We start from the raw sequence: 21,780 nt of genomic DNA, 5'->3' as shown, positions 1-21,780 counted from the left end.
GGCGGGCAGCCCCACCAGCACCCCACACGCGCGGCAGCACCGGAGGCACGACGAGACCGGTCCACGGGAAGGGCCCGGGGGCGGGTGCCGGCGGGGGAAGCGGTTCACGAGAGGACCGCGCGGCCCCGCCGAGCTGGGTACCTCTCCGACGGGGGAGCCTCCCGGGCTCCGTCCCGGCCGGGGGCGCTGCTCCCACCGGGCCGGGACCGTGCCGCCCCTCAGGCGCGGAGCTGGGCGCTCTCCTCGGCCGCCGCGTACCCGGCCAACCGACCGAAGACCGCGCCCGCGGTCAGGCCGGAACCGCCCGGGTAGTTGCCGGAGAACAGCCCGCCGACGAGCTCCCCCGCGGCGTAGAGGCCACCGATGCCCTCGCCGGCCGCCGTCAGCACCTGGGCGGTCTCGTGGTGCACGCGCACGCCGCCGAAGGTGAAGGTGATCCCGCAGGCGACCGGGTAGCCGTAGAACGGCGCGGTGTCCAACGCCTGCGCCCAGTTCGACTTGGGCGGGTCCACCCGCGCGGCGCGACCGTCCTTGACGGCGGGGGTGAACTCCACGTCGACGATCGACTCGTTGAACTCCCGCACGGTGCCCATCAGGCCGTCGCGGTCGACGCCGAGCTTGTCGGCCAGTTCCTCCAGGCTGTCCGCCACCGCGCTCGTGATGGGCTCGCTGTCGTACTCCAGGGTCCGCAGGATCGGCCGGGTCTTGGCGTCGAAGAGCTGGTAGGCGACGCCCTCCGGCTGGGCGAGCACCTCGCGCCCGTACTTGGCGTAGGTGAAGTTGCGGTAGTCCGCGCCCTCGTCGATGAAGCGCCGCCCGTCCCGGTTGACCACGATGCCCACCGGGTAGCTCTGCCGGGTCAGCTGGTTGGTCAGCTCCCGGTTACCACCGTCGGGCGAGGCGCCGGCGTCCCACTGCACGCTGTGGCAGGAGCCCCAGTCGCCGTGCGGCGCGGCGCCGGCGGCCAACGCCATCTCCAGCACCTCGCCGGTGTTGAGCGGGTTGCCCCGGACCAACGCCCGCGACCACCCCGGCCCGAGGTGCCGTTCCCGCAGGTCCGGGTTCGCCTCGAAGCCACCCGCCGCCAACACCACGGACCCGGCCGCGACCTCGTGGTGGGCACCGGATCCGTCCTGGTAGACCACGCCACGGACGGCTCCGTCGTCCCCCCGCACCAGCTCGCGGACCTCGGCCTCGTAGCGGATCTCCACGCCCGCGCTCTCGGCGGCGGCGGTGTGCTGGGCGATCAGGCCCTTGCCCCCGTCGACCGTGCCGACGGCGAGCCCGCCGAAGAAGACCCACCGGCCGTCCTCGACGTAGGTCTGGCGCTCGTACAGCAGCTGCCAGCGGAGGCCCTTCCCGGTCAGCCAGTCGACGGTGTCGGCGCTGTGGTCGACGAGGGTACGGGTCAGGACCGGGTCGTTGCGGCCCTCCGTCACCCGCGCCATGTCCGAGGCGAAGTCGTCGGCGGAGTAGGCGGGCAGCTCGGTCCTGGGCAGCCGCTCGACGCTGCCCTCGTCGAGGATCGGGGCCAGGGCCCGCCCGCCGCCGTGGGCGAAGCGGAAGGCTCCCGCCGTGTAGTAGGAGTTGCCGCCGGCCGCCTCCCGCACGCCCTTCTCCAGCAACAACACGCTGGCACCGCGCTCGCGGGCCGCGTGGGCGGCGGAGAACGCGGCGTTGCCGCCGCCCACGACGACGACGTCGACCCGCTCGGCCGCGTCTGGTGCCGGGATGGCGGTGGAACCACTGACTGGGGTGGACCGCATCGGCTGTCTCCTCACTCTCCGGTCTGACAAGCGTCTGATTCCATGCGACCTGGGTTCACCAGGGACCTGGAGTCGCACGCATTGTATGCAATAAGTATGCGATCACGGGAGAGGTGGGCGACGACCAGCCCGCGACCACGGCGAGGATGAGCTGGCTCACATCCGAGATGAAATCGCGGTGGTCGGACGTTCGCTGAAGGTTGTCTAATGAAACTGTCTGCCGGGTCAACCGGCGCCGCCTGGCGCCGCCGTTCACGGGCCCGGATCACAGGGAGGAATGGTGAATTCAGCACGCAATGGGCTCGCTGCGGACCAGCGTCAGCCCGCCGTGCCGTCCGAGGCGGACCACGCACCCAGCGTGGAACGCCAACCCCGACAAGACCAGGCATCGGAGCGGGCCGGCGAGCCCTTCCCGATCTCCCGGTGGCGACTGGCCGCGATCCTCGGAGCGCTGTCCGCGCTGGGCCCGCTGTCCATCGACACCTACCTGCCAGCGTTCCCCGCGATCGCCTCCGACTTCGACACCACCACCTCCCAGGTCCAGCTGAGCCTCACCGCCTGCCTGCTGGGTCTGGCACTCGGTCAGATCGTGGCCGGCCCCCTGAGCGACGCCCTCGGCCGACGGCGGCCACTCCTCGTCGGCCTGTTCGTCTACGTCCTCTCCTCCGCCGCCTGCGCGGTCGCCCTGACCGCCCCCATGCTCACCGGCGCCCGCTTCGTCCAGGGCCTGTCCGGAGCCGCCAGCCTGGTCATCGCCAGAGCCATCGTCCGCGACCGGTACTCCGGGGTCGCCGCCGCCAAGTTCTTCTCGATGCTGATGCTGGTCACCGGGGCGGCCCCCGTGCTCGCCCCCCTCATCGGCAGCCAGTTGCTGCTGATCACCTCCTGGCAGGGCGTCTTCTTCGTCCTCGCCGGCTACGGCGTCGTCCTGCTGCTGCTCGCCGGCCTGCGACTCCCCGAGACCCTGCCACCGGAGCGCCGCCGCAGCGGCGGCGTCCGGGACACCCTCCGGACCTACCGGAGTCTGTTGGCCGACCGCTTCTTCCTCGGCTGCGCGCTCTCGGGCGGTCTCGCCTTCAGCGCCGTGTTCTGCTACATCTCGGCGTCGCCGTTCGTGCTCCAGGACATCTACGGGGTCTCCCCGCAGACCTTCGGCCTGCTGTTCGGCCTGAACTCCGTCGGCATCGTGATCGTCGGTCAGGTCAACGGGCTGCTGGTCAGCCGGTTCGACCAGCGCACGCTGCTGATCACCGGGCTCTGCTCGGCCCTGTTCGGAGCGGTCGCGCTGCTGGTGGTCGTCACCACCGACGTGCTCGGCCTCGCCGGTGTCCTCCCGGCCCTGTTCCTGGTGGTCTCCAGCATCGGTCTGGTGATGCCCAACACCACCACGCTCGCGCTGGCCGACCACCCGGACGCGGCCGGTTCCGCCTCGGCACTGCTCGGGATGCTCCAGTTCACCCTCGGTGGCCTGGCGGCCCCGCTGGTCGGACTCGGCGGCAGCGAGAGCGCGGTGCCGATGGCCCTGGTGATGGTGCTCACCGCGCTGGCGGCCCTCGGGGTGTTCCTCACCCTGACGCGGGGCCGGCAGCCGGCCTGACGAGACGCCTCCCACCGACCGCCCCCACCCGCCGGTTCCCACTGATGGGTCGGGGGCGGTCGGCTGTCCGGGCACCCGCGCGCACCGCCCGGGGCAGAGCGTGGCGGAATCCCGCCATATCACGATCTTGACCTCGAGCGAGCTTGAGCTCATACCGTGCGGGCATCCATCCAGACCCGGGAGCACACCCAATGCGCGCGATCACGCCGTCCTCCGTGCCGTCCGAGGGGGACCACGCACCCAGCGTGGAACGCCAAACCCGACCAGACCAGACCACGGAACGGACCGAGGAACCCTTCCCGATCTCCCGGTGGCGACTGGCCGCGATCCTCGGAGCGCTGTCCGCGCTGGGCCCACTGTCCATCGACACCTATCTACCGGCCTTCCCCGCGATCGCCTCCGACTTCGACACCACCACCTCCCAGGTCCAGCTGAGCCTCACCGCCTGCCTGCTGGGCCTGGCACTCGGTCAGATCGTGGCCGGCCCCCTGAGCGACGCCCTCGGCCGACGGCGACCACTGCTCACCGGCCTGTTCGTCTACGTCCTCTCCTCCGCCGCCTGCGCGGTCGCCCTGACCGCCCCCATGCTCACCGGCGCCCGCTTCGTCCAGGGCCTGTCCGGAGCCGCCAGCCTGGTCATCGCCAGAGCCATCGTCCGCGACCGGTACTCCGGAATCGCCGCCGCCAAGTTCTTCTCGATGCTGATGCTGGTCACCGGCGCGGCCCCCGTGCTCGCCCCCCTCATCGGCAGCCAGTTGCTGCTGATCACCTCCTGGCAGGGCGTCTTCGTCGTCCTCGCCGGCTACGGCGTCGTCCTCCTGCTCCTCGCCGGCCTGCGACTCCCCGAAACCCTGCCACCGGAACGCCGCCGCAGCGGCGGCGTCCGGGACACCCTCCGGACCTACCGGAGCCTGTTGGCCAACCGCTTCTTCCTCGGCTGCGCGCTCTCAAGCGGTCTCGCCTTCAGCGCCGTCTTCTGCTACATCTCGGCGTCGCCGTTCGTGCTCCAGGACATCTACGGGGTCTCCCCCCAGACCTTCGGCCTGCTGTTCGGCCTGAACTCCGTCGGCATCGTGGTCGCCGGTCAGGTCAACGGGCTGCTGGTCAGCCGGTTCGACCAGCGCACGCTGCTGATCACCGGGCTCTGCTCCGCCCTGCTCGGAGCGATCGCGCTGCTGGTGGTCGTCACCACCGACGTGCTCGGCCTCGCCGGTGTCCTCCCGGCCCTGTTCCTGGTGGTCTCCAGCATCGGTCTGGTGATGCCCAACGGCACGACCCTGGCACTGGCCGACCACCCCGACGCGGCCGGTTCCGCCTCGGCACTGCTCGGGATGCTCCAGTTCACCCTCGGTGGCCTGGCGGCCCCGCTGGTCGGACTCGGCGGCAGCGGCAGCGCGGTGCCGATGGCCCTGGTGATGGTGCTCACCGCGCTGGCGGCCCTCGGGGTGTTCCTCACCCTGACACGCGGCCGGCGACCACTCGCCTGACCACTCGTCTGGCCGGGCGCCTCCCGGCCAGACGACGACCCCCGCCACGATCTTGAGCTCGAGCGAGCTTGAGCTCATACCGTGCGGGCATCCATCCAGACCGGGGAGCACACCCATGCGCGCGATCACGCTGTCCTCCTTCGGCCCCGCCGACCACCTCGTGCTGGCGGAGGTCCCCGACCCCGTGCCGGCGGCGGGCCAGGTCCGGGTCCGGGTCGCCGCCAGCGGCGTCCACCTCGTCGACACCCAACTGCGTCGCGGTGAGCCGGCCGGCCCGGCGAAGGCGCCTGACCTCCCGGCCGTCCTCGGCCGGGAGGTCGCCGGGACCGTGGACGCGGTCGGGGACGGCGTCGACCGTGGCTGGCTGGGACGTCGCGTGGTGGCGCACCTCGGCTCCGTCGCCTCGGCAGGGGGTTACGCCGAGCTGGCGGTGGCCCCGGCGGCATCCCTGCACCCCGTGCCGGACGAACTCACCCCGGAGGCGGCGGTCGCCATGATCGGTACCGGACGCACCGCCCTGGCCGTGCTGGACACGGTCACCCCCGGCCCCGCCGACGTCGTGCTCGTCCTGGCCGCCGCGGGGGGCCTGGGCACCCTGTTCACGCAGGAGGCGCTGGCCGTGGGCGCCACCGTCGTCGGCCTCGCCGGTGGCCCGGAGAAGGTCGATCGGGTCCGCGCCCTCGGCGCCCAGGTCGCCGTCGACTACCGGAAGGAGGACTGGCCGGCCGCCGTCTCGGCCGCGCTCGGCCCGGACCGGGCTCCGACCATGGTGCTGGACGGGGTGGGTGGCCAGCTGGGCCGGCGAGCCCTGGAACTGCTGGGGCCGGGCGGGCGGCTGGCGATGTACGGCTGGGCTTCCGGCGGCGGCCCCACCGAGATCACCACCGCCGACCTCGTCGGGCGCGGTCTCACCGCGAGCTGGGGACTCGGGGCGCTCCGCCGGCCCGGCGCGCTGCGGGAGCTGGAGGAACGGGCGTTGCGGGCGGCGGCGACGGGCCGCCTCCGGCCGGAACTGACCACCTACCCCCTGGCGGAGGCCGCCGCCAGCCACCGCGCGCTGGAGGAACGACGCACCGTGGGCAAGGTGGTCCTGCTGCCGTGACCGGTCGACATGCCCGGGTGGAGCAGGGCCCAGCCGGCGGCCGCCTCCCGCGTTCCGCCGGAGGACCGGCGGTGGTGCGCGCGGCGACGGCGTCGGAGGTCGTCCGGTCGGCTGGGACGTCGGGTCGCCGATGACCTGCCCGAGGCCGTCCTGAGCCCACTACACGCAGTTCCTGGTGTACGACTTCGACGGAGACGGTCGCGCCGAGGTCGTCCTGCGCGCCTTCGCCGTCGGCGGGGCGAACCGCCGGGGCCGGCGAGTTCCCTGGCCGATCAGGTGTGGGCCAGCTCCGCGCTCCGGAGCTGCTCGGCCAGTGCCCGCACCTCCGCCAGGGCCTGCCCGGGGTCGCGGTGCTGCTCACCGGCCAGTTCCTCGGCGATCTCGTCGTGGCTGAGCCCGGCGGTGAGGCCACGGACGACCAGGGCACCGGACCTGTTCAACACCCAGTAACGACCGGTGCGCCGGTCGAGGAGGACCATCCCGTCCTCGGTCTCGGTCGTCGCCACGTCCGCGCGCAGCCGCAGGGGGGTCATCGCTCCTCCTGTCCTCGAGGGAACGGTCGAACACCGGGGCGGGTGGCCCCGCCGGCCGCCGCCCGGCACCGGTCCACCGCGTCCACGGTCGGGTTCGACAGCGTCCCGAACCCGCACCAGCGTTTGGTGTCGCCCGTCCCGGAACAAGGGGGCCGAGGCGATCTCACTCCGGTGACCAACGGTCCCGGTGAGGTGCGGGCGGGACGTCACACACCGTCGTCGCGGGTGCCGTCACCATCCCGGTGGGCGCGACCCGGGCTCGGCCGGCGTGACGCGGTCCTCCCCTGCCCGCCGCCCGACGTCCACCGGGCCGTTCCTCCCCCGTGGACCGCCCCGAATAGGGTCGGCCCGTGCGCATCTGTGTGTTCTGTGGATCCTCCCGGGGTCGGGGCGAACGGTACGTCGAGGCGGCCAGGGCCCTCGGCGAGCTCCTCGCGGCCCGCGACATCGGGCTCGTCTACGGTGGGGCCTCGGTCGGCACGATGGGAGCGGTGGCCGACGCGGCCATCGCGGCCGGCGGTTCGGTGACCGGCGTCATCCCCACCCAGCTGGTGGACCGCGAGATCGCCCACCCCGGCCTCACGGACCTCCGGGTGGTCTCCGACATGCACGAACGCAAGGCCATGATGGCCGAGCTGTCCGACGGGTTCATCGCACTCCCCGGCGGCGCGGGCACCCTGGAGGAACTGTTCGAGGTGTGGACCTGGGCGCAGATCGGGTTGCACGCCAAGCCCCTCGGCCTCCTCGACGTCGGCGGCTTCTACCAGCCGCTCCGCCGCTTCGTGGACCACATGGTCTCGGAGGAGTTCCTCGCCCCGGTGTTCCGGGACATGCTGCTCGTCGGGTCCGAGCCGGCCGAGCTGCTCGACCGCTTCGTCCGGTACGAGGCCCCGGAGAACAAGTGGGCGAACGCCAGGGCCCGCCAACTCCTCGGCGTCGACGAGCGGGGCGGCCCCCCGATCGACTGAGGCGGCCTGCCGGGGACGGCGCGGCGAACGGTACCCACCGCGCCGGGCCCGGTTCGCCACCTGGCGTGACCCACCCGGCTCGGAGCCCGGTTCGCCCGGACCCGGCGGGCATATCGGACCCGTACCGCCCGGGCGAGCCGAACCGCGCGACCCCCTGTTCGCGGTGTCGCCGCGGCACTACCCTCGGTGCTCGAGGAACCGGGAACGACGGTGTCCGGGAGGCCACCGGGAGGTGGGACGTGACGGGAACCGCCCGCGACGAACCCGAACTGCGCCTGCCCTTCCCCGACGCCTTCGCCGTCGACCCGTCCCCCACCTGGGCCGAACTCCGGCGGGACGCGCCGGTGCGCCGGGTCCGCACGGTCGCCGGCGACGAGGTCTGGCTGGTCACCCGCTACGACGACGTCCGCGTCGTCCTCGCCGACCCCCGGTTCTCCCGGGCCCTCGTCGTGCGACCGGGTGCCCCCCGCACCGCCGTCGCCGCCCCGAGGGCCGGCTCGATCACGGCGGCCGACCCGCCCGAGCACACCCGGCTGCGCCGCCTGGTCGCTGGTTCCTTCACCCAGCGCAGGATGCGGGAGTTCCAGCCGTGGATCGGCGCGCTGACCCACCGCCTCGCCGACGACGTGGCCGCCGTCGAGGGCCCCGCCGACCTGCGGCGGCTGTTCGCGCTGCCCCTGCCCATCACGGTGATCTGCCACCTGCTGGGCGTGCCCGCCGAGGACCAGCCGCTTTTCGCGCGCTGGTCCGAGGTCGTCTACAGCATGGACATGGCGGAGAAGGACGAGGTCGAACGCTCCTACGACGCGCTCGACGCCTACGTGACGGCGCTGGTGGCCGAGCGGCGCTCCGCGCTGCTCGCGGGCCGGGCCCCCTCCGGCGCGCTCCTCGACGAGCTCGTGCTGGCCCGCGACCAGCAGGACCGGCTCAGCGAGGCCGAGTTGGTCTCCCTGGTACTCACCCTGCTGGTGGCCGGGCACGAGACCACGGCGAACCAGATCGGGAGCTTCCTGATCACCCTGCTCCGCGACCCCACCCGGTGGGAACGGCTGGTGGCCGAGCCCGACCTGATCCCCGACGCCGTGGAGGAGCTGCTGCGGTTCAACCGCCTCGGCGAGACGGGGCAGTACCGGGTGGCGGCGGAGGACGTGGTAGTGGCCGGCGTGCGCATCCGGGCAGGTGACGGGGTCATCGCCGCGATCGGTTCGGCGAACCGGGACGAGGCGGTGTTCGACTCGCCGGACTCGCTCGACTTCGGGCGGGGCGGCGGGAACCCGCACCTGGCCTTCGGGCACGGCATCCACCACTGCCTGGGCGCCGCGCTGGCCAGGGTGGAACTCCGGGAGGCGCTGCGGACCCTGACGACGAGGTTCCCCCGCCTGCGGCTCGCGGTCCCGGTGGGGGAACTGCGCTGGCGGCGTGTCCTCATCAGCGGCGTCGCGGAGCTTCCCGTGCGCACCGGACCGCCCACACCCCCTCCCGCGATCACAGCCCGTTGACCAGGGAGAACGCTGCGCTGAACCTGACCGCCGGTCACCGCCAGGATGCCCGTTTCCTAGCCCGAAAGCAGCATCCGATGTTGCTGCTTTCGCTCGTAGAGTTCCCACTACTCCCCACGTACGGTGAAGCCACCTCCCTAGCGAGGGCCCACAGTGATTCACCTCCTGTCGGGGTCTGAGCCGGCATCCGCAGTGGCCGGTCGGCTCGCCGGGACGGGACAGGAACCGCGCCGCAACACTCCTGTCCCGTCCGTGCCGTACTCCCCTATCGGTGGCTCCGCTCCGAGCCTCTCCCCTCCTCCCGCGCCCGTCGGCCATCCCGGGCCGGGCCCGTCCGGGGTTGGTCGAGCGCCGGACGGGACCGCCGAACTCGGCCCGTCCTGAGCGGGAAGCGGGGACAGCCGGCCGTTCCCCCGGACACGCCCGCCCGCCAGGCGCGGGCGGGCCGTGCCCCACCCCGGTCACCCTGTCGAGGGCGCGCACGGCCGCACGGCGGCGAGGCAGGGCCTCCTGGCGTACACGCGCGTACGGCCGGCTCCGCCTGGGGCGGAACCGGCCGTACGGCGACGAGCCCGAGATCACGAGGGGCGTGGCACACCCACCCGGCCCCGGCGGGGCCCGGACCAGACCGGACCCCGACCGGCGCTCACTACTCGGAGGTGACCTGGTAGGAGCGGATCACCGTCTGCTCCACGCTGTTGCCCTCCGAGTCGGTGGCCGAGGCCCGCAGCGACACGAAACCCTCCTCCGGGTGCTCGACGGTCACCGTGCCGTCCACGACCTCCACGGCCTCCCAGGTCTCCCCGTCGTCCGTGGACACCTCCACCGACAACTCGGCGACCTCACCCACGGCCCGCTCCACGTCCACGCTCAGGACGTGCTCACCACCACCGGGCAGCCGACCCAGCAGGTCGGCATCGCCGGCGGCCCCGGAGAACCGCACACCGAGCATCGGCTGCTCCTCGGCCTCGGTCTCACCGGCGGTGTCCGAGTGGAAGGTCCACCGGGCCTCCACCGAGGAACCGAGGGACGACCAGGGCACGTCCCGCGTCGCGTTCGCCTCCACCGTGAACTCGGCCGGGCCGCTGGGCAGCGTCGCGAGCAGATAGGCGACGTCCTCACTGGAGGCGATGACCTCACCCTCGTGGGAAAGGGTCACCTCCCCGGTCACTCCCCCGTCCGAGCCGCCGTAGACGTCGTAGAAGTCGGCGTCGGAGGTCGTGAAGAGGCTCGATCCGATCATGGCCTCGTCGCCGAATCGCTGGGCGAGTCCCCGCACGGTGAGCGGAGCCAGGTTCCAGGAGCTCTCGGAGGAACCCGTCTCGTAGGTGCTGGTCCGGTCCCAGTACTCGTAGATCCCCGCGTCGGGGTCGCTGTGGTCGAAGCTCTCCGTGTAGGAGAGGTTGTCCTCGACGCTGTAGTACAGGGTCTCCGTCGAGGGCACCTCCACCACCCTGGGCACGCGGATGTACATGTGGGCGTAGTCGAAGCGCGCGATGACCGCCCGGTTGCCGGTGGCTTCGACGCCCTGGCCGTGGTAGGTCGCGGTGACCTCGGCCAACTCCTCGTCCGACGGGGCGAACAGGATCTCCTCCGGGATCTCGTCCACCAACTCGAAGGCGAGGTGGTAGGCATAGTCCTCGTCACCCGAGGTGGACTCCAGGATGGGCAGGTACGTCAGGGCGAAGGAGCCCTCGCCCGGCACCGCGTACAGGGGAGTGGAGCCGCCCCCGGCCATCCCGGCGACTCCCACCCCGAACAGCCGGTGCTCGCCGACCACGGAGCTGTCCCAGGCGGTGAGCTCAGCCGGCCGCTCGGTGTCGGCGCGCACCCGAACGCCGGGCGCCGCATCGAGCGTGGCCTCCGCATCACCCGAGGTGACGTCGATCCCCGACCCGATCACGTAGGTGTGGTCCTCGGAGATCTCCTCGTCGCCCTCACCACCCGGGTAGGTGGTGGTGATGATCCCGAGCAGGTTGTAGGTTCCCTTCGTGAGCCGGCCGACGTAGTCGCCGTTCTCATCGGGCAGGATCTGGGTGTCCTCACCCGTCTCGGTGTTCTCGGCGACCAGCAGCGCCCACTCCGGGGTCTCCCCCTCGCGGTCCAGGACCGTGAGGTCGAGGTCGTAGCTCTCCTCCTCGACGAACACCCCCGCCGGCGTGGACACCGACACCTCGCCGTCCGTGGCGAGCAGCTGACCACCCAGGTACCCGGTCACCTCGTTGACGGTGGGGTCGACGACGATCTCCACCTCGGCGGTACCACCCGCCGGGACCGTGACCTCGCTCGCCGACAGCTCGATCAGCCCGTCCGGGGCAGCCTCGCCCTCCGAGCCGACCACGTCGAAGGCCAGGTCCAGGGTCACGTCCTCGTCACCGGAGTTGCGGTAGGTGACGGTCTCCACCACCGGCTCCAGACCATCCCTCGGCCAGGAGAAGTTGCCCAACGACACCGCTGCGGGCTCGCTGACCACGGTCTGGTCGATGGCCCGCGCCACGTCCAGCCGACCGGCGCCCTGACCAGCGATCCCGATGCCCTCCAACGGCTGGGCGGAGGCCATCAGCGCGGCCCGGAAGTCGGGGGCCGTCCAGTCGGGGTTCGCCTGCGCCAGCAGGGCCACCGCGCCCGCCACGTGCGGCGAGGCCATCGACGTGCCATCAGCCGAGGTGTGGTGCTCATCCACCGGGGACCCCATCGAGGTGCCCGCCGCCCGCGCGGAGACGATCGCCGTTCCCGGGGCCGCGATCTCCGGCTTCACCGCGCGGTCGCCCACCCGGGGTCCCCGGCTGGAGAAGTCGCTGAGCTCGTCGGACTTCGTGACGCTGCCCACGGCCAGCGCCGCGTCCGCCGCAGCTGGACTGCTGACGCTCTCGTCCGCGCCGAAGTTCCCGGCGGCGATGACGAACAGCGTGCCGGTGTCCTCGGTGAGGGCGTTCACCGCCAGCGACATCGGGTCGGTTCCGTCGGTGGGGCCCCCGCCCAGGCTCAAGTTGACCGCGACCGCGTCGCTCGCGGCGGCCCACTCCATGCCCGCGATGATCGCGTCCTCTGGGCAATCGAAGGGGCCGCACACCTTGCCCACCAGCAGGTCAGCATCCGGCGCCACCCCCCGATGCGCCCCGCCCGAGGCGGTCCCCCGGCCCGCCACCGTACCCGCCACATGCGTGCCGTGACCGTCCTCGTCCAACGCCGAACCCTCGGGGTCGACGAAATCCACCGCCTCCGTCACGGCATCCGCGAAGTCGGGGTGCTCCGGGTCGTAGCCACTGTCGAGCACCGCGACGGTCACACCCTCACCGGTGTACCCCGACTCCCACACCTCCGGCGCGCCCACCTGGGCGTTGCTCTCCTCATCCAAGAGCTGGGCACGGCCGTTGAGCCACACCCGCTCCACCCCACCGGAGAAGACACGCGCCTCCGCGTCCTCCTGGGTGATCTCGGACCACACACCGTCGCCGGAGTCCTCGTCCGGGTGCACCGCCACCGCGTTCAGGCTCTCCAACACCCGACCGGTGCTCGCCTCCTCGGAGAGCACCGACACCCGCGCCCCCGGATCGCTGCCCTCGGCGTAGGAGACGATCAACGGCAGCGGACCGCCGTCGGCGAAACCCTGCTCCAACAGCCCACGCACATCGAACAACCGCTCGTCCAACAGACCCGAACGCACCAGGCCCAGCGCGTCGGACGGGATCACGGTGAGGCGATCCCCGTCGGCGTAGCGGACGAAGGTCACGTGCTCGCGCCCCTCCGCCGGTTCCACCCGCACGCCGAGCGCGTCCCCGGCCTCGCGGTGGACGTGCAACCGGTCACCGGTCACCAGCGTCAACACCTCCGCCCGTCCGGAGGCGCTCGACGAGAGCGGTTGATCCCCGCCGTTCGGACGTTCGGCGGCGGTGGCGGAGGGCACGGCCAGGGACAGGCTCAGGCCCATCAACACCGCACCCCCCGCCGCTGTCAGTCGTCGTGGTCGCATGAACTCCCGCTTCCTTGGCGTCGCCCTCGTGAGACCCCGCGTGGCATCGCGCGGAACCTCACTCGGGATTTGCTGACGGCGAGTACGTTCACATATCGGCCAGTTCACGAACAGATCTCGGCGCCATTCCCGAACAGCTGGAACGGGAACAGTGGCCATATTGCCGAGAGTGCTCCGCCGAACGGCGTCGACCGAAAGTACGAGGCGAACCGGCCGGCTGGTCCCGCTCCCACGATGAGGCGGTCCGGGCCTCGTGCGCTGGCACACCACCCCTCCACCAGGGCGCGGCGGCGGTCCCCGTCGCGTCGCGGTCCCGAGCCCGCAGCCGTGGTCGAGGTCGGTCCAGCGGGCTGACCGGCGACGACGAAGGATTACCGGAATCAGCGGAAACGCATTCGGCGCGGTGGTGGAACTCTCGCGGAACCTGACCGCGTTCGTATCACCGAATTCGCCGTGCGTTCTCTCCTCGTGCGACGCTCGCCCCCGAAGGGAACCAGGGACGACGGTGGCGGTGGAATCGCCAGCTCACCGCCAAGCCGATGGCGCCGGGACGGGCACCCACGATCCTCGCCAACCACGTCACGACGACGCCGCGCCACGAGACCGGCCACCCGGACGGTCAACTGCGCCTGGGGACCGGGCTCGCCCTCGTGGCCGAGTGGCACCGGGTGGGCGGCCGAGCGGGGGACGGCTGGTGCGACGTCCCGCCCCCGCGAGGTCGGGCCAGCGGCGCGGTGGTGGCGGGATCAGGCAGCAGCCGGGGACGGCGTGGCACATGGGGACGGAACGACCCCGTCGTCCCCAACGCGGGCGATGCCGAGCGGGCGATGCCGAGCCCGGGTCACGAGGGGCGTGGCACACCCACCCGGCCCCGGCGGGGCCCGGACCAGACCGGACCCCGACCGGCGCTCACTACTCGGAGATGACCTGGTAGGAACGGATCACCGTCTGCTCCACGCTGTTGCCCTCCGAGTCGGTGGCCGAGGCCCGCAGCGACACGAAACCCTCCTCCGGGTGCTCGACGGTCACCGTGCCGTCCACGACCTCCACGACCTCCCAGGTCTCCCCGTCGTCCGTGGACACCTCCACCGACAACTCGGCGACCTCACCCACAGCCCGCTCCACGTCCACGCTCAGGACGTGCTCACCACCACCGGGCAGCCGACCCAGCAGGTCGGCATCGCCGGCGGCCCCGGAGAACCGCACACCGAGCATCGGCTGCTCCTCGGCCTCGGTCTCACCGGCGGTGTCCGAGTGGAAGGTCCACCGGGCCTCCGCCGAGGAACCGAGGGACGACCAGGGCACGTCCCGCGTCGCGTTCGCCTCCACCGTGAACTCGGCCGGTCCGCTGGGCAGCAGCATGAGCAGGACGGCATCCTCTGTGGAGGCGATGACCTCACCCTCATGGGAGAGGGTCAGCTGCCCGTTGACCCCGTTGCCCGTTCCGCTGTAAGCCTCGTAACGGTCGGCATCGGAAGTCGTGAAGAGCTGGGGTGCGATCATCGCCAGGTCGTAGATGCGCTCGGCGAATCCGTTCACCGTCACCGGGGCCAGGTTCCAGGAGCTCTCTGAGGAACCCGTCTCGTACGTGCTCACCCGCTCCCACTGCTCGTGGATCTCAGCATCCGGATCGCTGAGCGTGAGGAGCTCCTCGTAGGTGAAGCCCTGTCCCACCGAGTAGTAGAGGGTCTCGTCCGAGGGCAGCCCGACCTCCCTCACCTGGTACGCCCACATGGCGTCGTAGTCGAACCGCGGTGCCACGGTGCGTTCCCCCCGAGCCTCGATGCCCTGGCCGTGGTAGGTCGTGGTGACCTTGGCCAACTCCTCGTCCGAGGGGGCGAAGAGGACCTCCTCCGGGATCTCGTCCACCAGTTCGAAGGCGAGGTGGTACGTGTAGTCCTCCTCCGATGCGGACTCCAGGACCGGCTTGTACGCCAGGGCGAAACTTCCCTCGCCCGGGACCACGTACAGCGGGCTCGCGGCATCCGCGCTGGCACCCACGTTGGCATGACGATGCCCGCTGTTCAGCGAGCTGTCCCACGCGGTCAGCTCCGCCGGCCGCTCGGTTTCGACGCGGACCGGAACGGCCGGGGACGCGTCGAGCGTTACCTCGGCATTACCCGAGGTGAGGTCAACCCCGGCCTGGGACACGTAGGTCCATTCGCTGAACATCTCCGCGTTGTCCTCCCCGGCCGGGGAAGTGTCGACGAGGGCGAACAGGTCGTAGGTGCCCTTCGCGAGGCGGGTGCCGTAGTTGTCGTTCTCGTCCGTGACGAGGAAGGTGACGTCCCCCGTCTCGGTGTTCTCGGCGAACACCATCGCCCACGGCGCCGTCTCCCCCTCGCGGTCCAGGATCGTGAGGTCGAGGTCGTAGCTCTCCTCCTCGACGAACACCCCCGCCGGCGTGGACACCGACACCTCGCCGTCCGTGGCGAGCAGCTGACCACCCAGGTACCCGGCCACCTCGTTGACGGTGGGGTCGACGACGATCTCCACCTCGGCGGTGCCACCCGCCGGGACCGTCACCTCGCTCGCCGACAGCTCGACCAGCCCGTCCGGGGCCGCCTCGCCCTCCGAGCCGACCACGTCGAAGGCCAGGTCCAGGGTCACGTCCTCGTCACCGGAGTTGCGGTAGGTGACGGTCTCCACCACCGGCTCCAGCCCATCCCTCGGCCAGGAGAAGTTGCCCAAGGACACGGCGGTGGGTTCGGTCACCACGGTCTGGTTGACGGCCCGTGCCACGTCCAGCCGACCGGCACCCTGCCCGGCGACCCCGATGCCCTCCAACGGCTGGGCGGAGGCCATCAGCGCGGCCCGGAAGTCGGGGGCCGTCCAGTCGGGGTTCGCCTGCGCCAACAGGGCCACCGCGCCCGCCACGTGCGGCGAGGCCATCGACGTGCCATCAGCCGAGGTGTGGTGCTCGTCCACCGGGGAGCCCATCGAGGTGCCCGCCGCGCGCGCGGAGATGATGGCCGAGCCCGGGGCCGCGATCTCCGGCTTCACCGCGCGGTCCCCTGCCCGAGGGCCCTGGCTGGAGAAGTAGCTGAGCTCGTCGGACTTCGTGACGCTGCCCACCGCCAAGGCCTCGTCCGCCGTCGCCGGTGTGTTGACGCGCTCGCCCGGACCGTCGTTGCCGGCTGCGATGACGAACAGCGTGCCGGTGCCCTCGGTGAGGGCGTTCACCGCCAGCGACATCGGGTCGGTCCCGTCGGAGTGCCACCCGCCCAGGCTCAAGTTGACCGCGACCGCGTCACTCGCGGCGGCCCACTCCATGCCCGCGATGATCGCGTCCTCCGGGCAATCGAAGGGGCCGCACACCTTGCCCACCAGCAGGTCAGCATCCGGCGCCACCCCCCGATGCGCCCCGCCCGAGGCGGTCCCCCGGCCCGCCACCGTACCCGCCACATGCGTGCCGTGACCGTCCTCGTCCAACGCCGAACCCTCGGGGTCGACGAAATCCACCGCCTCCGTCACGGCATCCGCGAAGTCGGGGTGCTCCGGGTCGTAGCCACTGTCGAGCACCGCGACGGTCACACCCTCACCGGTGTACCCCGACTCCCACACCTCCGGCGCGCCCACCTGGGCGTTGCTCTCCTCGTCCAAGAGCTGGGCACGGCCGTTGAGCCACACCCGCTCCACCCCACCGGAGAAGACACGCGCCTCCGCGTCCTCCTGGGTGATCTCGGACCACACACCGTCCCCGGAATCCTCGTCCGGGTGCACCGCCACCGCGTTCAGGCTCTCCAACACCCGACCGGTGCTCGCCTCCTCGGAGAGCACCGACGCCCGCGCCCCCGGATCGCTGCCCTCGGCGTAGGAGACGATCAACGGCAGCGGACCGCCGTCGGCGAAACCCTGCTCCAACAGCCCACGCACATCGAACAACCGCTCGTCCAACAGACCCGAACGCACCAGGCCCAGCGCGTCGGACGGGATCACCACCAGACGATCCCCGTCGGCGTAGCGGACGAAGGTCACGTGCTCACGCCCCTCCGCCGGTTCCACCCGCACGCCGAACGCGTCCCCGGCCTCGCGGTGGACGTGCAACCGGTCACCGGTCACCAGCGTCAACACCTCCGCCCGTCCGGAGGCGCTCGACGAGAGCGGAGCATCCCTGTTCGATTGTTCGGCGGCGGTGGCGGAGGGCACGGCCAGGGCCAGGCTCAGGCCCATCAACACCGCACCCCCCGCCGCTGTCAGTCGTCGTGGTCGCATGAACTCCCGCTTCCTTGGCGTCGCCCTCGTGAGCCCCCCGCGTGGCATCGCGCGGAACCTCACTCGGGATTTGCTGACGGCGAGTACGTTCACATACTGACCGGTCCAGGAAGACGATCTTGGCGTCATTCCGAACGGCTGGCCGAGAGCAGCAGGGCCACCGCGTGCTCGGCGACGGCCAGGGTGTTCGCGGCCGGCGTCACGCACACCGGGATGCCCCGGGCGGTGGCGACCGCGACGTCCACGGTGTCCACCCCCACGCCGTGCCGGGAGATCACCCGCAGGCGCGGTGCCCGGTCGATGCTGGGCGCGCGGAGCTCGGCGGTGCGGAGCAGGACGGCTTCGACGGTGTCGGCGACCTGCTCGAAGGGCACCGCTCCGTCTCCGTAGCCGGGGACGACCCGGCCGTGCCCGGCGAGGAGTTCCAGCGCGTCGGGGTGCACCGGCCGGGGGACGTAGACGCCGACCATGCTCGCCGCCACGTTGTCGGCGTGTCCCTCGAACCGGGCGGCGAGGTCGAGCGCCGACTCGTCCGGCTCCCGCCCGGCCAACGCGTAACCGGCGGCGATCCCGGACACGATCGTCGCGGCGGAGGAGCCCAGACCCCGGGCGTGCGGGATGCGGTTGACGCACCGCAGCTCCACCCCGGGCAGCTCCACGCCGAGCGCGTCGGTGGCGGCCCGCAACGCCCGCAACAGCAGGTGGCTAGCGTCCCGGGGCACCGCGTCGGCTCCCTCGCCCGAGACCTCCACCCGGACGCCCCGGTCCACCACCCGGAGCCACACCTCGTCGTACAGCGCCAGGGCCAGCCCGAGCCAGGGACTCCCGCAGGGGCCGCAGCAGGGGGATCGCGCCGGCCACCGACGCCTCGAAGTAGAGGTCGGCGCCCGACGCGTCGGCCGCCTCGTACAGCTCGGGGCCGTGCTCGGCGAGCAGGGCCTTGTTGGCGGTCACCACCGACTTGCCGGCGCGCAGGGCCGCCAGCAGCAGGCTCCTGGCCGGCTCGATCCCGCCGATGACCTCCACCACGACGTCGACGTCGGAGGCCACGAGCGCCTCGGCGTCCGTGGTCAGCAGTTCCTCCGGCACCTCACGGTGGCGGTGCGGCCGCCGCACCGCGATGCCGGTCAGCTCCACGGGAGCCCCAACCCGCGCGGTCAGGTCGGCGGACTGCTCCCGGATCAGGCGTTCGACCTGCGTGCCGACCGTGCCGCAGCCGAGCATCGCGACCCTGACCGGTGGGGTCGAACCGGTAGCCGATGTCATGACACCTCCAGGCGCAACAGGTCGTCCTCCTTGGTGGTGCCCACCTCGTAGAGCGTCACCATCACCGGCCCGACGATCGAACGTCCCGGTTCCACGGCCAGCAGGGGCGTGTCCAGCCCGGCGAAGCCGCACTCCCGGCGGACGATCTCCCAGAGGGTGGCGGCGATCTCGCCGACCTCGGGGACCCGGTCCTGCTCCGTGTAGGCGATGCCGAGCCCGCCGCCGAGGTCGAGGGTGTCCAGGTCCGCCATCGTCTGGGCACCGTGCTCGTCGTGGAGGTCGGAGAGCAGGCCGACGATCCGCTTGGCGGCGAGTTCGAAACCGGCGAGGTCGAAGATCTGCGAACCGATGTGGCTGTGCAGGCCCACGAGCCGGAGCCCCCCCGCCCCGAGCACGCGCCTGGCCGCCTCGGCCGCGGCTCCCCCCGCCAGCGAGAACCCGAACTTCTGGTCCTCGTGGGCGGTCGCGATGAACTCGTGGGTGTGGGCCTCGACTCCCACCGTGACCCGGATCATTGGTCCTCGTGGGCGGTCGCGATGAACTCGTGGGTGTGGGCCTCGACTCCCACCGTGACCCGGATCATGACGTCCTGGCGGCCACCGGCCGGTGGGTTCTCGGCGGTGAGGCGGTCCAGGCGGTCGATCTCCTCGAAGGAGTCCACCACGATCACGCCGACGCCGGCCTCCAGGGCGGCGGCGAGCTCCGGGACCGACTTGTTGTTGCCGTGGAAGGCGATCCGCTCCGGGGGGAAGTCCGCTCGTAGCGCGACGGCGAGCTCCCCGCCGCTGCACACGTCGAGGCTGAGCCCTTCCTGGGCGACCCACCGGGCGGCCTCCGTGCACAGGAACGCCTTGGAGGCGTAGTGGACACGGGCCCGTTCCCCGAAGGCGCGCTGGTACTCGCGGCACCGGGAGCGGAAGTCGTCCTCGTCGAGGACGAACAGCGGGGTGTCGAAGTCCCTGGCCAGCTCGCGGACGTCGACGCCACCGATCCGCACCGCGCCGTCGGCGTGGCGGGACGTGTTCGCCGGCCACACCGTGGGCGGCAACGCGTCGAGCTCGGCGGAGGACGCCGGCCGCTGTAGGGGATGGTGTCGGCCGGGCACTGCGCGAGGAGCTGCCCGAAGGTGTCGAAGAAGCGGAGGCCGGCCTCACCAGGGTCGAGCACCTCGTCCGAGGTGTCCACCCCACCAGCCTGCCCCGGAGGCGTGATCCGGTCGAGGTCGCGCTGCCCCTCGTCGATCGCCTCGCGGGCCTGCTGTTCCTGCCAGCCCCGGTCGTCCCGCTGCGCGCGGGCCTCCTCCATGATCGGGTCGAGGTCGTTCGCGTAATGGCCGAACGCGATGCCCTTGACGTCGTACTCGTCGAGGTACTGCGCCAGTTCCTCGGACTCGTTGGCGTAGCAGACGTTCACGGCATCGGGGTTGTAGACGACGTGGTCCCGGTAGGACCGGAGCAGCAGCTGCTTGGTCTCGTGGTCGACGTTGGGGTCGTCGAGGATGGCCTTGGTCTCGGCCCAGTAGCGTGTGCGCCTGGAAGTGGTCGACGATCACCCGAGCGTGCTGCGACACGGTCGAGGGGTGCATCACCGCAGCGCGTGCGAGCTGCGAATTGGCCCTGTTCGGATCCACCTCCCGGTCGTCGGGGTTGTTGCTGATCAGCTTCCAGTAGGTGTTGTAGGTGACGTAGTTGCGCAGCGGGTCGAGGATGAAGCCCTCCTCGATGGCCTGCCGCATCGAGTAGGTGTGGAACGGCACGAAGGCGGGCTTGCCCTCGTGCTCTCCGAGGACTCCGAAGTACTCAAGGGTCTTGGCCTTCGGAGTGGCGGTGAACGCGAAGTACGACAGGTGCGGGTTCTTCGCGCGTTCGGCGATGCGCTGTCTGAGCTTGGCCTCGATTTGGCCTCGATGTCGTCCTTGTCGATCCTCGCCTCGGATGCGCCGGCCTCGCCACTGTCGTCGTCGGCGTCGAGCGCGAGCCCCCGCAGCACCTTGCGCACGTCACCGGCGGCGTCGCCGGACTGCGAGGAGTGCGCCTCGTCGACGACGATCGCGAACCTGGCGCCCTGGATTTCGGTGGGGTTGCGTCGCAGGTAGTCCAGCAGCGCAGGGAAGGTCTGCAGCGTGACCGTGATGATCTTTCCTTGCTGGCTGGACAGGCGTTTCGCCAGCTGCTCGGACTTCGAGCCCTGCTTCTCGTCGATCGCCACCACCGTGCCGGCGGTTTGCTCGAAGTGGCGAGGGGGGCGACCCGCACGTTACCGACCGGCAGCCAGCGCGAGAACACACACGGCCACACGGTGCCGTCAGCGGTCACCGCGACCTTTCCGTTACCGCACCCTCCGCACAGTTGGGTCATGTCGGGTGCCGCGGCGCGCACCCCGCGCCCGATCCCGCGCAGCCGGTCGACGCGCACCTCGCCGTCGAACCCCAACGCGGCAAGCTCGTTCCGTGCCTGCTCGACGCGCTGCCCGTCGCCGAGGTCGATCACCCCGACACGCAGTGGAATCGACCGGCGTAGTGCCTCGATGATATTGGTCTTGACACGTATGTAGCTACCGCGCCCCTTGGTGATGCGCTCGTGCTCGTCGGGGCGGTCGCTGTAGTAGCTTGTGGCGAGCCGCACGCCCGGTTGCGAACAGACGTCCCAGAGGCGTGGCGACACGTGCACCAGGTTACTGAACACCTCGACCCGCAGGCCGCGTGTGAGGGCATGGTTCACGAAATCGGGCAACGAGCGGTGCAGCGTGGGCTCACCCCCGATGAACTGCACCATTTCAACCCCGAGCCTGGCCCCCTGGTCGATGACGCTCTCCCAGTCCTGCGGAGCCATCGTGCCATCGTTGCCACGCGGCCCCGATTCGGCATAGCAGTGCGAACACCGCAATTGGCACTTGCCGGTGATTTCCAGCCAAAGGAACGACAGGCTGTTCACCCCAACTCCTCCCAGTTCGACACCATGCCCGAACTTGCGGGATAACCTCATTTCCGCGTACCGCCGATGGAGTGACAGGAGCAACTGCCGAGGTGGTCCCGAAGCAAGCTGAACAAGGTCGAGAACGGTTGCGCTGAAGACGACCGAGGCTGAGGTCACGGCACTGCTGGCCCGGGGCACCCCGCTCACTCCCAGCGGAAGAAGCGGATCGCGATCGGCCAGATCAGCAACACCGTCACCCCCATCACGGCACCGGTATCGGTGAGCACCGCTGCTGCTTCCGGGGTCCGTCCGGCCTGCCGGGCCAACAACCCCGCCAGGTCCGAACCAGGAACGGGATGGTCCGCACCTGCCCACCGCATCGGCAGGTTCTCGTCGGCAGCCGGCCTGATCATCAGTTTCCCCTCGGTGGCCAGGTGATCACGAACGTGGGTTTCGGCT

General features: G+C 71.5%; 13 protein-coding genes and 3 pseudogenes. 6 read left to right on the top strand and 10 right to left on the bottom strand.

The window, feature by feature from the left end:
• Positions 1-218: 218 nt before the first annotated feature.
• The gene (gene tcuA, locus C1701_RS17335; RefSeq protein ID WP_103056265.1) at positions 219-1,766 is read right to left on the bottom strand and encodes an FAD-dependent tricarballylate dehydrogenase TcuA; all 1,548 of its coding nucleotides are present in this window, start codon (positions 1,764-1,766) and stop codon (positions 219-221) included.
• A 358-nt stretch (positions 1,767-2,124) separates the two neighbouring features.
• Here tcuA and C1701_RS17330 point away from each other — a divergent pair, with 358 nt between their 5' ends.
• The 3 genes from C1701_RS17330 (at position 2,125) to C1701_RS17320 (ending at position 5,952) form a co-directional block, all read left to right on the top strand.
• Positions 2,125-3,363 carry a Bcr/CflA family multidrug efflux MFS transporter gene (locus C1701_RS17330; RefSeq protein ID WP_337661791.1) on the top strand — a complete coding sequence of 413 codons (1,239 nt, stop codon included), beginning with the start codon at positions 2,125-2,127 and terminating at the stop codon, positions 3,361-3,363.
• 191 nt (positions 3,364-3,554) lie between these two features.
• Entirely contained in the window at positions 3,555-4,850 is a 1,296-nt protein-coding gene (locus tag C1701_RS17325; protein ID WP_337661790.1) for a Bcr/CflA family multidrug efflux MFS transporter, read from the top strand.
• Positions 4,851-4,965: 115 nt separating this feature from the next.
• Complete coding sequence (locus tag C1701_RS17320; protein WP_103056263.1) at positions 4,966-5,952, top strand: zinc-binding dehydrogenase; 987 nt, start codon at positions 4,966-4,968, stop codon at positions 5,950-5,952.
• A gap of 272 nt (positions 5,953-6,224) precedes the next feature.
• On the opposite strand, the gene C1701_RS17315 is transcribed toward C1701_RS17320, so the two are convergent.
• Complete coding sequence (locus C1701_RS17315; RefSeq protein WP_026420792.1) at positions 6,225-6,485, bottom strand: lasso peptide biosynthesis PqqD family chaperone; 261 nt, start codon at positions 6,483-6,485, stop codon at positions 6,225-6,227.
• A gap of 350 nt (positions 6,486-6,835) precedes the next feature.
• On the opposite strand from C1701_RS17315, the gene C1701_RS17310 reads away from it, so the two are divergent.
• Together C1701_RS17310 and C1701_RS17305 are read left to right on the top strand one after the other, a co-directional pair.
• Positions 6,836-7,453, top strand: a complete 618-nt coding sequence (locus C1701_RS17310) for a TIGR00730 family Rossman fold protein (RefSeq protein ID WP_030105688.1) — start codon at positions 6,836-6,838, stop codon at positions 7,451-7,453.
• A 239-nt stretch (positions 7,454-7,692) separates the two neighbouring features.
• Entirely contained in the window at positions 7,693-8,952 is a 1,260-nt protein-coding gene (locus tag C1701_RS17305) for a cytochrome P450 (RefSeq protein ID WP_103056262.1), read from the top strand.
• Positions 8,953-9,601: 649 nt separating this feature from the next.
• On the opposite strand, the gene C1701_RS17300 is transcribed toward C1701_RS17305, so the two are convergent.
• The 6 genes and pseudogenes from C1701_RS17300 to C1701_RS27650 form a co-directional block, all read right to left on the bottom strand.
• Entirely contained in the window at positions 9,602-12,925 is a 3,324-nt protein-coding gene (locus tag C1701_RS17300) for a S8 family peptidase (RefSeq protein WP_337661789.1), read from the bottom strand.
• 912 nt (positions 12,926-13,837) lie between these two features.
• Complete coding sequence (locus C1701_RS17295) at positions 13,838-17,140, bottom strand: S8 family peptidase (RefSeq protein ID WP_337661788.1); 3,303 nt, start codon at positions 17,138-17,140, stop codon at positions 13,838-13,840.
• A gap of 125 nt (positions 17,141-17,265) precedes the next feature.
• Positions 17,266-17,862: a GHMP family kinase ATP-binding protein gene (locus C1701_RS28180; RefSeq protein WP_443098125.1), complete on the bottom strand. Its 597-nt coding sequence runs from the start codon at positions 17,860-17,862 to the stop codon at positions 17,266-17,268.
• Between the two features lie 91 nt (positions 17,863-17,953).
• A pseudogene (locus C1701_RS17285) lies at positions 17,954-18,406 on the bottom strand (homoserine dehydrogenase); the annotation flags it as partial.
• Between the two features lie 17 nt (positions 18,407-18,423).
• Positions 18,424-19,511: pseudogene (locus C1701_RS17280) on the bottom strand (diaminopimelate decarboxylase family protein); the annotation flags it as partial.
• A gap of 551 nt (positions 19,512-20,062) precedes the next feature.
• A complete protein-coding gene (locus C1701_RS27650; protein WP_337662305.1) occupies positions 20,063-20,614 on the bottom strand; it encodes a hypothetical protein in 552 nt (183 codons plus the stop codon).
• Between the two features lie 140 nt (positions 20,615-20,754).
• Between C1701_RS27650 and C1701_RS27645 the strand changes: the two genes are divergently transcribed.
• Complete coding sequence (locus C1701_RS27645) at positions 20,755-20,925, top strand: hypothetical protein (protein ID WP_337661787.1); 171 nt, start codon at positions 20,755-20,757, stop codon at positions 20,923-20,925.
• Here C1701_RS27645 and C1701_RS27640 read toward each other — a convergent pair.
• Together C1701_RS27640 and C1701_RS17270 are read right to left on the bottom strand one after the other, a co-directional pair.
• Positions 20,920-21,390: pseudogene (locus tag C1701_RS27640) on the bottom strand (radical SAM protein); the annotation flags it as partial. The gene C1701_RS27645 and the pseudogene C1701_RS27640 sit on opposite strands and share 6 nt — an antisense overlap.
• Positions 21,391-21,524: 134 nt before the next feature.
• A complete protein-coding gene (locus C1701_RS17270; RefSeq protein WP_103056259.1) occupies positions 21,525-21,734 on the bottom strand; it encodes a hypothetical protein in 210 nt (69 codons plus the stop codon).
• Positions 21,735-21,780: the final 46 nt, after the last annotated feature.

The sequence above is a fragment of the Actinoalloteichus sp. AHMU CJ021 genome (assembly GCF_002895405.1).
Taxonomy (GTDB): domain Bacteria; phylum Actinomycetota; class Actinomycetes; order Mycobacteriales; family Pseudonocardiaceae; genus Actinoalloteichus_B; species Actinoalloteichus_B caeruleus.
This window is presented reverse-complemented; position numbering and strand designations above follow the sequence as displayed.

Excerpts from the sequence above, each read along its gene's own strand:
- C1701_RS17300 (WP_337661789.1), bottom strand. The coding sequence starts at position 12,925 with ATGCGACCACGACGACTGACAGCGGCGGGGGGTGCGGTGTTGATGGGC.
- C1701_RS17270 (WP_103056259.1), bottom strand. The coding sequence starts at position 21,734 with ATGATCAGGCCGGCTGCCGACGAGAACCTGCCGATGCGGTGGGCAGGT.
- C1701_RS17325 (WP_337661790.1), top strand. The coding sequence starts at position 3,555 with ATGCGCGCGATCACGCCGTCCTCCGTGCCGTCCGAGGGGGACCACGCA.
- C1701_RS17315 (WP_026420792.1), bottom strand. The coding sequence starts at position 6,485 with ATGACCCCCCTGCGGCTGCGCGCGGACGTGGCGACGACCGAGACCGAG.
- C1701_RS17295 (WP_337661788.1), bottom strand. The coding sequence starts at position 17,140 with ATGCGACCACGACGACTGACAGCGGCGGGGGGTGCGGTGTTGATGGGC.
- tcuA (WP_103056265.1), bottom strand. The coding sequence starts at position 1,766 with ATGCGGTCCACCCCAGTCAGTGGTTCCACCGCCATCCCGGCACCAGAC.
- C1701_RS17320 (WP_103056263.1), top strand. The coding sequence starts at position 4,966 with ATGCGCGCGATCACGCTGTCCTCCTTCGGCCCCGCCGACCACCTCGTG.